General features: G+C 69.6%; 8 protein-coding genes. All 8 read left to right on the plus strand.

Features of this window, described 5'->3' with window-relative positions; translation table 11 throughout:
* Nucleotides 1-137 precede the first annotated feature (137 nt).
* Nucleotides 138-2,441 carry an ATP-binding protein gene (locus DMP23_RS16710; RefSeq protein WP_337821619.1) on the plus strand — a complete coding sequence of 768 codons (2,304 nt, stop codon included), beginning with the start codon at nucleotides 138-140 and terminating at the stop codon, nucleotides 2,439-2,441.
* Between the two features lie 283 nt (nucleotides 2,442-2,724).
* Nucleotides 2,725-4,500: a sigma-54-dependent Fis family transcriptional regulator gene (locus tag DMP23_RS16715; protein WP_337821620.1), complete on the plus strand. Its 1,776-nt coding sequence runs from the start codon at nucleotides 2,725-2,727 to the stop codon at nucleotides 4,498-4,500.
* 169 nt (nucleotides 4,501-4,669) lie between these two features.
* Nucleotides 4,670-5,617, plus strand: coding sequence for a C-terminal binding protein (locus tag DMP23_RS16720; RefSeq protein ID WP_134728361.1), 948 nt, complete (start codon nucleotides 4,670-4,672; stop codon nucleotides 5,615-5,617).
* Nucleotides 5,618-5,635: 18 nt separating this feature from the next.
* Nucleotides 5,636-6,913: an aspartate aminotransferase family protein gene (locus tag DMP23_RS16725; protein ID WP_337821621.1), complete on the plus strand. Its 1,278-nt coding sequence runs from the start codon at nucleotides 5,636-5,638 to the stop codon at nucleotides 6,911-6,913.
* A gap of 13 nt (nucleotides 6,914-6,926) precedes the next feature.
* Complete coding sequence (locus tag DMP23_RS16730; RefSeq protein ID WP_337821622.1) at nucleotides 6,927-7,805, plus strand: fumarylacetoacetate hydrolase family protein; 879 nt, start codon at nucleotides 6,927-6,929, stop codon at nucleotides 7,803-7,805.
* 54 nt (nucleotides 7,806-7,859) lie between these two features.
* The gene (locus DMP23_RS16735; protein WP_337821623.1) at nucleotides 7,860-9,956 is read left to right on the plus strand and encodes a hydantoinase/oxoprolinase family protein; all 2,097 of its coding nucleotides are present in this window, start codon (nucleotides 7,860-7,862) and stop codon (nucleotides 9,954-9,956) included.
* Between the two features lies 1 nt (nucleotide 9,957).
* Nucleotides 9,958-11,724: a hydantoinase B/oxoprolinase family protein gene (locus tag DMP23_RS16740; RefSeq protein ID WP_337821624.1), complete on the plus strand. Its 1,767-nt coding sequence runs from the start codon at nucleotides 9,958-9,960 to the stop codon at nucleotides 11,722-11,724.
* A 5-nt stretch (nucleotides 11,725-11,729) separates the two neighbouring features.
* Nucleotides 11,730-12,872 (plus strand): Gfo/Idh/MocA family protein, encoded by a 1,143-nt coding sequence (locus DMP23_RS16745; protein ID WP_337821625.1) that lies wholly within the window; start codon nucleotides 11,730-11,732, stop codon nucleotides 12,870-12,872.
* Nucleotides 12,873-12,940 lie beyond the last annotated feature (68 nt).

Consider the following 12,940-nt stretch of genomic DNA (forward strand, 5'->3'; position numbering starts at 1 on the left):
CCGCGGCGGTGCGACCACGGCTGACGTGCTAATCGCACCCCGGGCGAATGGGCTGCCGGACCCGGTCCTCCGCGTGGACAACGGCCGCGGGTTTCGATCAAATGGGCTGGACCTGGACAGCTGCGGGAGTGGGAGCGATGGCGGACAGCGCGGCCGGGACGGCGGAGCTGACGAGTTACGTCGGGCGCGCCGACGCCGGCGAGGAGGTGCGGCGGCTGCTCGGCGAGTACCGGCTGGTCACCCTGACCGGGCCGGGCGGGGTGGGGAAGACCCGGCTGGCCGGGAGAGCCGCCAGTGCGTTCACCCGGGCGTTCCCGGACGGCGTCGCGATCGTTCCGCTCGGCGAACTGCAGGACGCGAGCCTGCTGGCGCAGGCCGTCGCCGACGGCCTCGGCTTGCACGACACAGCCGACCGCAGCGCACAGGACGCGGTGCTGGCCTACTTGCGCGAGCGGCAGCTCCTCCTCTTGCTGGACAACTGCGAACACCTCGTCGACGGGTGCGCCGCGTTCGCCGCCATGTTGTTGCGCCGCTGTTCGAATCTGGTGATTCTGGCGACCAGCCGGTGCTCGCTCGACATCGCGGGGGAGTGCGTGCTGCCGATCGCCCCGCTGGCCGTTCCCGGCGATGATGTCGCCGGCCCGGACGAGGCGCTGGCCTCCGACGCCGTCCGGTTGTTCGTGGACCGGGCCTCGGCGGTGGTGCCGTCCTTCCGGCTCACCGAGAGCAACACCCGGGACGTGGCGAGCGTGTGCCGGCAGCTGGACGGCCTTCCCTTGGCCATCGAACTCGCCGCGGCCCGCCTGCGCACGTTGTCGCCGCGGCAGATCGCGGAGCGGCTCGGGGAGAGCCTGACGCTGCTGACCGGCGGCGCCAGGACGCTTCCTGACCGGCATCGCACTCTGCGCGCCGCCGTCGAGTGGAGCTATTCCTTGTGCGACGGCGCCGAACGTGCGGTGTGGGAACGCTGTTCGGTGTTCGCGGGCCCGTTCGACCTGTCCGCTGCCGAGGAACTCGCCGAGACCCGCGGCGCCGGCGAGGGTCCCGCGCTGGACCGGGCGGCGGTGCTTGACGCCGTCGACGGCCTGGTCGGCAAGTCGGTCCTGATGCGCGTCGACGGGGAGACCCGGATGCGCTACCGGATGCTGCACGTACTGCGCGAGTTCGGGCAGGAGCGACTGGCCGCTTCCGGAACGTCCGAGTTGTTCGCGCGCCGGCACCGCGACCATCACGACCGGTTGCTCGAGCAGGCCGGCGACGAGTGGTTCGGGCCGGGGCAGGACGACTGGCTCGCGCGGCTGTCGGAGTCGCATGCCGACATCCGCGCCGCCCTGTCGTGGTCGCTGCGAACACCTGAGGACGCACTGGTCGCGTTGCGGATGTCGACCTGCCTGGTCGAATACTGGGCGGCACGCGGGGCCGCCCGGGAACTGCGGGAGTGGATCGACCGCTCGCTGTCGGCGGTCGCGGCCGACGCGCCGGGCCGGGCGCGGGGACAGGCCATCGCGGCTTTGTGCGCGGCACTGCACGCTGACGTGCCGCGGGCGCGCCAGCGGCTCGATCTGGCGGCGGCCGCCGGGGACGAGGACGCGGTGCCTTTTGTCGCCCACGCCGAAGCTTTTGTGGCGATGCTCGTGGTCGAACCGGGCGTCCTGGAACAAGCTGCCGAGGCGGTGCGGATGTTCGGCGAACGAGGCGACCCGCGCCGGCAGATGCATCCGATGTTCCTCCAGGGAATCGCCATGGCGTACCGGGGAGATCTCGCCGGGGCCAGGGACCTGCTGGGGCGGATGCGGGGGATGTGCGCGGAGGCGGAAGACACGCGGTATCGCTCGATGGCGTTGTTCGGGCTGGGTGTCGTCGAGGTCTGGCTGGGCGGGGACCTCGACGCCGGAGAGCGCGCGCTGCGGGAGGCGCTGCACATCGATCTGCAAGGCCCCGATGTGCTGTCGGCCGCCTACCGGGTCGACGGACTCGCCTGGGTCGCGGCGAAACGAGGGGACGCGCGGCGGGCCGCGGGCCTGTTCGGCACCGCCGCCGCGCTGTGGGAGCGGTGCGGCAGCGAACCGGACGTCGCGGTGGCCATGCCGCACCGGGAAATGGTCAAAGCAACGCGCGACGCGCTCAGCGACGCCGACTTCGACACCGCGTTCGCCGCCGGGAAACAGCGGAACCCGCGGCACATTCTGGCCGCCGCCGACCCGACGCGCCCTGGGCCTGGCCCGGCGTCATCCGGCCGTCCTCCGGCGCTCGTACCCTTGACCCGGCGCGAATCGGAGATCGCCCGGCTGGTCGCGGCCGGGCTGAGCAACCGCGAAATCGCCGCGCGGCTGGTCATCGCGCAGCGCACTGCCGAGACTCATCTCCAGCACATCATGAACAAGCTCGATCTCGGCAATCGGACCCAGGTCGCGATCTGGGTGAACGCGAAACGGTTCTGATCGCGAATGACCGGCTGAGCCCCGGGGCCGCGCACGTGGTCCCGCGCGGTCCGTGATTTCCGAGGCCCTGCTTTCGGCCTTCCGCCCCCAGTGCCCGGTCCGGCGAGCGGTCGAAGACTCCGGGGCCTCCAAATCTTGCCCTCAAGCATCGAGATCTCGACACCGTCGAGTGGATCGGTCGCGAACGCTGCCTGAACTGCTGGTCAAACGAGTATGGACAGTCTGTACCTAACGGGTGTTAGGATCGTGCCCTGGACGCATCGTCGACAAGGAAGTCAGCACCGTGCCAGTCACCTCGCGCACGCACAGCGTTTCGTCGGCACCGCATCGCGTGACCGAGATTCGCGAGTTGTTCCTGAGCCATGCCACCGATGATCTCTCGCGGCTCCGTCCGGTGGTCGCCCGTTCATGGCAGCGCAGCCGTGCCGCGGGGGTCGACGCGCAGGTCGACCGGGGGTACCACGACGAAGGGCGGGTCGACGAGCGCACCATCCTCGCTGCCGAGCCGCACTTGCGGAAGCTTGACGACGTCGCGGCGGACATCGGCGGGCACGTGAGCCTGAGTTCGCCGAACGGCGTGCTGGTCAATCCCGGTTTCCTGCGGGGCGACGCGGATTTCCCGCCCGGCTACTCGCTGCTGGAAGCGAGCTGCGGAAGCAACGGCGAAGGGGTCGCGCTGGAAGAGGGGCGCGGGGTCTGGCTCGCGCCCGAGGAGCACTTCCGCGAGGACATGCGCGGCAACTGGTGCTTCGCCTCGCTGGTCCGGGATCCGTTTCACAACCGGGTCCGCGCGGTGGTCGGGCTGACCTTGCCCGCCGCCAAGGTGCAGGGTCTCGAGCCGTCGTCGACGTTGTTGACGCTGGAAGGGATCGCGTCGCGGATCGAGCGCGATCTCGAGACACGGATGTCGTCGCGCGAGCGCACGCTCCTTCGCGAGTATCTCACCGTGTCGCGTCGCCGGGGGAAAGCTGCTGTTTTCGTGACCGACGGCAAGCATTCGTTCATGAACGCCGCGGCGACGTCGTCCTTGGACGGTGCTGATCTTTCCGTCCTCACCGGCTATGCCACGGGCGTGATGTCGTCGGGACAGCGTTCGAGCGTGGAGGTGATGCTGACCGGTTTCGGGCCGGCGAGCATCGAGGTTTCGCCAGTGGAGTTGCCCGGCGCGGGTTTTGGCGCTGTCGCGGTCGTCCGTCCCCAACTCGTGCGCCGGGCACGGATGCACGGGGATCCGGTGGTGTCGGTACCGGAGATTTCCTCGTCCGCTGACCAGTTGCCGCAGGGCATCGACGGACAGAGCATGTCGTTGCGGCAGACAGTCAGCTCGGCGCGGACCGCGGTCGAGCAGCGCCGGTCCGTGGCTGTTCTCGGAGAACCGGGCAGCGGCAAAGCGCGGCTGGTCGAGGCGATCGCGGGGGCTCTCGACGACGTGATCCGCATCGACGCACGGGACGCGAACGCCAGCGCCCGGATCAGGGAGGCGATCGCCGGGCCCGGCTCTGTCTTCTGCATCGCGCACGCTGACGAACTCAAGCTTTCCGACGCACGCGACGTCGCCGCGCGGCTGCGAGGCAGTGTGCGCGACACCGCGATCATCACTGCCGCGAACGGCACGGACGCTGTTCGCGTGATCGCCGACGCCGGCGGGGCGCTCGAGGTCGTGCTTGCTCCGTTGCGGAGGCGTCGGGAAGACATTCCCTTGCTGGCCCGGGCGATCGCGAGGGAGAACGGCGATCGCCGGCTTTCGCGAAAGTTGGTCGCGACCCTCACCAACTCCGATTGGCCGGGCAACATCGCCCAGTTGCGCCAAGTGGTCTCGGACGCGGTCAGGCGATCCCGGGGGATCGAGGTCGGCGAGAACGATCTGCCCGAGGACTTCCACCGCCTGCTGACCAAGGGGCGGTTGTCGCGCCTGGAGGACGCGGAACTGGTCGAGATCCGCAGTGCGCTGCGCGAGGCGAAAGGCAACCGGCGGCTCGCCGCCGAGATACTCGAAATCGGGCGTTCCACTTTCTACCGCCGCATGGACTATTTCCGGAACCGGGGTTTCGACCTCTGACCGGACTCTGACCGGACGGCGAAACGGCCTGGCCCCACGGGGATCCGGGCCGTTTCGCCGTGCCCGGACACGACCTGGCGAAGTGTGTCGATCTGGGACGGAAAAGCGCGCTCGCGCCGGACTTTAATCGGGTGACGACGAGGTCCCGAAGCGAACAGGACGGCACGACATGAACAGCGACGAGCCGGGAACCATTCTGGTGGCCCCGCACCATTTCCCGGATCTGGATCGCGAGCACGCGCTCGCCGGCGAACTCGGCTACGAACTCGTGGCGGCGGCTGACGGAGACGCGTTCCGCGCGGGGCTGCCCGACGCCGAGGTCGTCATGGTCACGCCCTACGCACGGCTCACCGCCGAGGAATTCCCGGTCATGAAGAAGTGCCGCGCGGTGATCCGCTACGGCATGGGCTACGACAACATCGACGTCCAAGCCGCCGCGGCGGCGGGCATCCCGGTTTCGATCGTCCCGGGCACGGCGTCGGAAGAGGTCGCGTCGCATGCCTTCGCGATGGGCTTGGCGCTCGCGCGCCGGCTTCCCGCGGGAGACGCCGCTATCCGTGATTCCGGCTGGGCCGGGGTCATCGGTTACGACACCCCGGTGCTCTCGCAGCTCGACGTCGGAGTCGTGGGCCTCGGCCGGATCGGTCAGCACGTGGCGCGGATGTACTCCGCGGTCGGCGCGCGCGTACGCGGCTACGACCCGTTCATCACCGACGGTCCGGTCGAACTCAGCGACCTGAAGCACCTGCTCGAGAACTCCGACGTCGTCTCGTTGCATCTCCCGCTGAACGACGACACGCGGAACTTGGTGTCTACGGACGTGCTCGCGCGGATGCGCAAGGGCGCCGTGGTCGTGAACGTCTCGCGTGGCGGGCTGATCGACGAGGCAGCGCTCGCTGCGGCACTGGAGTCGGGCCACCTCGCCGGCGCCGGCATCGACACCTTTTCGCAGGAACCGGTCGCTGCCGACAATCCTCTGCGGTCCGCGCCCAACGCGATTCTCACGCCGCACATCGCCTGGCGTTCCAACCGTTCGACCGGGGCGCTGCAGGACGGCGCGGTCGAACGAGCGCGGTTCGCGCTCACCGGGCGCCCTCTCATCGACCTCGTGAACTGAAGAAGGGGGAAGACTGACGTGTCGACGAACACTCAGACCAACCGGGTCACCAGCAGCGCTGCGACGGTGGATCCGCACCTGCGCCGGGGCCCGCGCGGCTTTCCGCTCCTGCCGGGAGGCTACGGCCGCTCCACGTACTACACCGGCGCTCCGAGCCCGTACGCCGTTCGCGGCCAGGGCTGCCGGGTGTGGGACGACCGCGGCCGCGAGCTGATCGACGCGAACAACAACTTCACCTCGCTCATCCACGGCAACGCCCACCCGGAGATCACGGAAGCGGCGACCAAAGCGCTGTCGTCGGGAGCGAGCTGGGGCATTCCGAACCTCTACGAGTGGGAGCTGGCCGATCTCCTGCTGTCCCGGCTGCCCGATCTCGACCAGGTGCGGTTCGCGAACTCCGGCACCGAGGCCGTCATGTCGGCCATCCGGATCGCCCGGGGCAGCACCGGCCGCGAGCGCGTGATCGTGACCAAGGGCGGCTATCACGGCACGTCGGAGGTCGCTCTCGCCGCCGGCGGCGCGGCCAACACCCGCGGTGTGCCGCGGGGGGTCACCGACGACGTCACGCGAGTTCCGCTGAACGACACCGAATTCCTCCGTCAGGCGATCGAATCGGCGCCGGACGCCTACGCGGCGATCATCCTCGACCTGTTGCCGAATCGCGCGGGGCTGCTGCGCATCTCCGAAGATTTCGTGACCACAGCACGGGAGCTCGCGACTCGCTACGGGATCGTCCTGATCATCGACGAGGTCATCAGCCTGCGGCTCGGCCCGCACGGCCTGAGCGGCGAGTACGGCGTTTCGCCGGATCTCCTGACGACCGGGAAGACGATCGGCGGGGGATTCGCGGTCGGCGCGGTCGCCGGTCTCGGCGAGCTGATGTCCGAAGTGGACCCGACGCGGCCGGGAAGCCTGCCGCACGGAGGAACTTTCTCCGGAAACCCGGTCAGCATGGCGGCCGGCGCCGCGGCGCTGCGCATCTACAGCGAGTCGGAAGTGAAGCGGCTGAACAGCCTCGGAGACGCCGCGCGCGAATCGGTCCAGGCCCGCGTCGCGGACGTTGGCTGGGAGGTGCGCGGCCAAGGCTCGCTGCTCCGTGCCGTTCCCGCGGGCACCGAGAAGGTCGACGCGGAGACGCAACACCGGCTCTGGTGGGAGTCCTACGACCGCGGGCTGCTGGGCTCGCCGGCGAACCTGCTGTCGCTGTCGACCCCGATGGACAAGACGGTTGCCGACGAGATCGCGGACCGCCTCGCGGACGCCGTGCTCGCCGTCGCTGCCGGCGAGCGGAACTGAGAGGGCGGAAGCGATGCGAATGGTGTCCTATCGCGACGGGAGCGACACGCGAGGCGGGGTGCTCCTCGACGACGCGGTGTTCGACCTGGAGGGTTTGCTGAAGGCGGCCGGTGCGCTGCCGGTGTCGTCCGTCCGGGATTTTTTGTCCTTGCACGGCAACGAAATCGAGGCGTTCTCGATCGGCGTGGCGGGCTTGGTCGAGCGGAACCCGAGCACTCGGGTCGGTCCCCGCACCGAGGTGCGGTTGACCGCCCCTGTGCCGGATCCGGCGAAGGTGCTCTGCGTCGGCTTGAACTACCGGGACCACGTCGCCGAGACCGGTCGCGCGCTGCCGGAATACCCCGACGTGTTCGTGAAGTTCGCGGCGACTCTCGTCGGACCCGAGGACGGGATCCAGGGCGCCGACGTCAGCGCGAACCTTGACTTCGAAGGCGAGGTGGCCGCGGTCATCGGGCGTGCGGCGCGGCACGTGCCGGAAGAAGAGGCGCTCGGCTATGTGGCCGGGCTCGCCCCGCTGAACGACATCTCGGCCCGCGACCTGCAGCACCGCGGTACACAGTGGACAGCGGGCAAGACCGTCGACCGCTCCACCCCGTGGGGCCCGGCGTTCGTCACGCTCGACGAGATCGGCGACCCGCAGGCACTCGAACTCGTGACCCGCGTCAACGGCGTGGAGATGCAGCACTCCAACACCCGGCACCAGATCTTCCCGATCGCCCGGATCGTCTCGTACCTGTCCGGTTTCCTCACGCTCGAGCCGGGCGACGTGATCGCGACCGGCACCCCGCAAGGAATCGGCGCGAAGCGCACTCCGCCGATCTGGCTGAAGCCCGGCGACACAGTCGAGATCGACGTGGAACGCGTCGGCGTCCTCAGCAACCAGGTCGCCTGACTCCGCCGCGGCTACATCGCATCCACCCGCAGCCCAGACAGACATGGAAGAAAGATGACCGACGCTCAGAAGCATTCCAGCGGTCACGGAACGAGGTACCGCATCGCCGTCGACACCGGCGGCACGTTCACCGACGTGGTCGTCGGCTCCGACCGCGGCGAAATGGCCGCCGGGAAGGCGCTCACCACCTACGACCGGGTGTTCACCGGCTTCGAGGCCGCGGTACGCCGTGCTGCCGGGTCCGTCGGCTGGGACGGCGACGAAGTGCTGCGCGACGCCGACGTGATCGTCTACGGCACCACGCATGCCACCAACGCCGTGCTCACCGGCAAAGTCGCCAAGACCGCGCTGCTCGTCACCGACGGTTTCGCCGACACCCTTCTGCTGCGCGAAGGCGGCCGCCGAGACGCCTTCGACTCGAAAGCCGCCTACCCCGGCCCGTACATCCCTCGTCGGCTGACGTATGAGATCCGGGAGCGGGTCACCGCCGAGGGCGACGTGCTGGTGCCCCTTGACGAGGAGCAGGTACGCAGCGTTCTGGCGACCCTGGCCGACGAGGGCGTCGAGGCGGTCGCCGTGTCGTTCCTCTGGTCGATCGTGAACGACGCGCACGAGACCCGGCTCGCCGAGTTGATCGAAGAGATCCTTCCGGGCGTTCCCTACACGCTTTCGCACCGGGCCAACCCGACGATCCGCGAGTACCGTCGGTCGTCCGCCGCCTCCATCGACGCGTCGCTCAAGCCCCTGATGGCTGATCATCTGGGCAAGCTGCGCGCCGATCTCGTGGAATCCGGGTTCGGGGGGGACCTGCTGGTCGTCACCTCCGAGGGTGCCGTGCTCGACGTCGCCGACGTGCTCGACCGGCCCGTGCTGCTGCTCAACTCGGGTCCGTCGATGGCCCCGCTCGTCGGCGCGGCGGCCGCGCCCGATCAAGAGACCGTCGTCGTCTGCGACATGGGCGGCACGACCTTCGACGTCTCGCTCGTCGAGCGGGGAGTGGTGCGCCACACCCGGGAAGCGTGGCTCGGCGAGCCCTTCGTCGGCCACCTCACCGGCCTGTCCTCGGTCGCGGTTTCGAGCATCGGAGCAGGCGGCGGCAGCATCGCCTGGATCGACGGCGGCGGCCTGCTGCGCGTCGGCCCGCAAAGCGCGCGCAGCGATCCCGGACCCGCGGCATACGGACGCGGCGGGAAGGAGCCGACCGTCACCGACGCGTGCGTCGTCCTCGGCTACCTCGACGCCAGCGGCTTCGAGGGCGGATTCACCCTCAACCGGGACGCCGCCGTCAGCGCGATCGAGTCGCGGATCGCCGGCCCGCTCGCCATGACCGTTCAGCAGGCGGCGCAAGCGATCCTCGACGTCTCGGCCAACCACATGGCGACGGCGATCCGGCAGGCCTCCCTCGAACAGGGCGTCGACCCGCGAGGCGCGCTCATCGTCGCCGGAGGCGGTGCCGGCGCCATGGTCGCCGCGGCGATCGGAGTGCTGCTGGAAGCCGACACGGTCCTCATCCCGGCGACCGCCGGGGTGCTCGCCGCATACGGCGCCCACCGCGCGCCGATCGCCACCGAGTTCCTCTCCCCGCTGCACAACGACATCCGCGCGTTCGACGCGGAGTCGGCGACGCGGGCCATCAAGGAGATCAGCGCGAAAGCCGCCGAGTTCGCAGCGCGTTTCGACCGTGTCGGCAGCGAGCCCGAGGTCACTTACTTCGTCGACGCCCGCTATCCCGGGCAGGCGTGGGATTTGCGCGTGCACCTCGACGGAGTGCCCGACGCCGCAGGCGAGGGAGCCGAGACCATCGAGCGCGCCTTCCACGCCGAGCATGACCGCCGCAACGGCACCCACGACGCACAAAGCCGCGTCGAGATCATCACCTGGGGCGTGCGCGTCGAAGTGCCGCGGCCGGAACAGCTCAAAGACACCGTCGCCGCGACCGGATCGCCCGAGTCGCATCGCGTCGATCCGATCACCTTCGGCGGCGAGAACTTCGAGACCACTCGCTACCGCGGCGTGACGCTCGGACCCGGCGACAAGATCGCCGGACCGGCCGTCATCGACCAGCCCACGACGACCATCGTCGTGCCGCCGGAGTGGGACGCGACCCTCGACGACCGCTCCAACATCTACCTGACGCGCAAGGAGGCGTGACGTGCCACGCGAATTCGATCCAGTGAAGCTCGCGGTGCTGGCGAACGCCTTCGACGGCATCGTCCGCGAGATGACCAGCGGGCTGCTCCGGTCCGCACGGTCCTCGGTGATCAACACGGCACGGGATTTCTCCTGCGCCGTGCTGACCGCGGACAACCAGCTGCTCGCCGCCGCCGAAGGCGTGCCGGTGCACGTGTTCGGAGCCGGACCGCTCGGCGAGGACATGGTCGCGCTGCACGACGACATCCGCGAGGGCGACGCGTTCCTGCACAACGACCCGTATCTGGGCAACTCGCACGCGGCCGACCACTGCATTCTCGTGCCGATTTTCGTCGAGGGACGGCACTTGTTCACCGCGGTCACCAAGGCGCACCAGGCCGACTGCGGCAACGCCCTTCCGACGACGTTCTACGCGACCGCTCGCGACGTCTACGAGGAAGGCGCGCTGATCTTCCCCTGCGTGCGGATCCAGCGCGACTACGCCGACGTCGACGACATCATCCGGATGTGCCGTTCCCGGATCCGTGTGCCCGACCAGTGGTACGGCGACTATCTCGCGTCCGTCGGCGCCTCGCGCATCGCGGAGCGACGCACACAGGAACTCGCGGCGAAGTTCGGCGCGGACACTCTCGTCGAGTTCGTCGACGCCTGGTTCGACTATTCGGAGCGCCTCGCGACGAGTGCGGTCGAGACTCTGCCGGAGCGCGTGCTCACCGGCTCGACAACCCACGACCCGTTCCCCGGCACCGGTCCCGACGGGGTTCCGGTGAACGCCACGATCTCGGTCAAGCCCGCCGAAGGCCGCGTCACGATCGACCTTCGGGACAACCCCGACAACCTGCCGAACGGGCTCAACCTGACGCGGGCGACGGCGACCGGGGCAGCGCTGGCCGGGATCCTTTCTGGACTCCCGGAGTCCTTGCCCAGCAACGCGGGCACGTTCCGGCGCTTCGAGGTGCTCCTGCGCGAGGGCTGCGCGGTCGGCGTGCCGAAGCACCCCTACTCGTGCTCGTCGGGCACGACGAACCTGGCGGACCGGGTCGTCAACATCGTCCAGTCGGCGTTCTCGCAGATCGAGGACGGGTACGGCACCGCCGAGGGCGCGACCGGCCAGGCGCCGGCGAAGTCCGTGATCTCGGGCATCGACGAGCGGACCGGAAACGCCTACGTGAACCAGATCCTGGTCGGCGGCGTCGGCGGTCCGGCGACCCCGTACGTCGACGGCTGGCCGACTTACCAGCGTCCCGTCTGCGGCGCCCTGCTGTACCACGACAGCGTCGAGGTCGACGAGCAGCGCTACCCGATCCTGGTGCACGAACGCGTGCTCGTCGCGGATTCAGGCGGCGCCGGCCGGCAGCGCGGGGGGCTCGCGTCGCGCGTCACGATCGAGGCTCGCGACGACGACGTGACCCTCACCTACGGGATCGAAAGCAAGTTCAACCCGCCGAAGGGCGTCCGCGGCGGGGCGGACGGAGCCGTTCCGGAGGCCTGGGTCGAAGCCCTCGACGGCAATCGCAAGGAGATCCCAGTTGTCGGCCGCTACGACATGGCGCGCGGCGAGAAGGTCGTGTCGATCACGCCGGGCGGCGGCGGTTACGGCGATCCGCTCGACCGGGCGTCGACGGCCGTGCTCGACGACCTCAGCGAAGGCCGCGTCACCCCGGAAACGGCGCTTGCCGTGTACGGCGTCGTGATCACCGGCGGCCTCATCGACGACGCTGCGACGCGGAAGCTTCGCAACGAGCGTCGCAACCCGGAAGCGAAGTGAGAGAGATGGATCCCATCCGAGTCGGCGTCATCGGCGTCGGAAACGTGCTCAACCAGTACCTCGACAAGATCGGGGTCCACCCCGACGTCGAGATCGTCGCGCTCGCCGACGTCAACGCGGAAGCCGCCCGCAAGCGCGCGGCGGAGTACTCGGTGCCGAAAGCCCTCGCGCCCGACGAGCTGCTCGCCGATCCCGACGTGGAGCTGGTGCTCAACCTGACTCCGCCCGAGCTGCACGCGCCGGTCACGCTGAACGCGATCGCCGCCGGAAAGCACGTGCTGTCGGAGAAGCCGTTCGCGATGTCGCTGGAGGAGGCGCGGCAGATCCTGGACGCCGCCAAGGCCGCGGGCGTGCACGTCGGTTCCGCGCCGACGACTTTTCTCGGGTCGGGGATGCAGACCAGCCGCAAGCTCATCGACGACGGATGGATCGGCAGGCCCGTCGCCGTCTTCGGTTCGTTCGCCAACCGCGGCTACGAGCACTGGCATCCGAACATCGATCCTTTCTACCGCCCGGGCGTCGGCCCGATGCTCGACATCGGCCCGTACCTCGTCACGAACCTGGTGAACTTCCTCGGCCCGGCGAAACGAGTGTCCGCCAGCGCCCCGCGGTCCTCCGAGACCCGCCCCCGGCCCGACGGCAAGGGCGGCTACGACGGGGTCATCGACATCAAGACCCCGACTCACGTCACCGGCGTGATCGACTTCGAGTCCGGCGCGACCGCGACGCTGATCGTGAGCTGGGACGTGTGGAACCACAACCTCCCGCACCTGGAGATCTACGGCACGAGCGGATCGATCGCCGCGCCCAACCCGGATCACTTCTCCGGAGCGCCGGTCCTCCGCCGCGGCGAGCCCCGGGACCTCGCACTGGACATGACGCCACCCGGCGGCGGCGACTGGCGCGAAACGCCCATCACGCACCGCGACGACGCCTACCGCGGAATCGGCCTGGCCGAGTTCGGGCACGCGATCCGGAACGGAGTCGAGCCCCGGACCGGCGCCGCCTTCTCCTACCACGTGCTCGAAGTGCTGGTGGCCTTTGAGAAATCGTCGGAGCTGGGCCGCCACATCGAGATCGAGAGCACCTGCGAACGGCCTCGCCCGCTTCCGTCGACCGGACCGCACGAGCCTTACCGATTCGATTGACCGAGTTCGCGGATCCGTTGCCGCGGCCCGATTCCGGCGACGCCGCACCGTTTCGAACCACCGACCCA

It is taken from the genome of Amycolatopsis sp. A1MSW2902, assembly GCF_017312175.1.
Lineage (GTDB): Bacteria > Actinomycetota > Actinomycetes > Mycobacteriales > Pseudonocardiaceae > Amycolatopsis > Amycolatopsis nivea.

Excerpts from the sequence above, each read along its gene's own strand:
- DMP23_RS16710 (WP_337821619.1), top strand. The coding sequence starts at position 138 with ATGGCGGACAGCGCGGCCGGGACGGCGGAGCTGACGAGTTACGTCGGG.
- DMP23_RS16720 (WP_134728361.1), top strand. The coding sequence starts at position 4,670 with ATGAACAGCGACGAGCCGGGAACCATTCTGGTGGCCCCGCACCATTTC.
- DMP23_RS16730 (WP_337821622.1), top strand. The coding sequence starts at position 6,927 with ATGCGAATGGTGTCCTATCGCGACGGGAGCGACACGCGAGGCGGGGTG.
- DMP23_RS16735 (WP_337821623.1), top strand. The coding sequence starts at position 7,860 with ATGACCGACGCTCAGAAGCATTCCAGCGGTCACGGAACGAGGTACCGC.
- DMP23_RS16745 (WP_337821625.1), top strand. The coding sequence starts at position 11,730 with ATGGATCCCATCCGAGTCGGCGTCATCGGCGTCGGAAACGTGCTCAAC.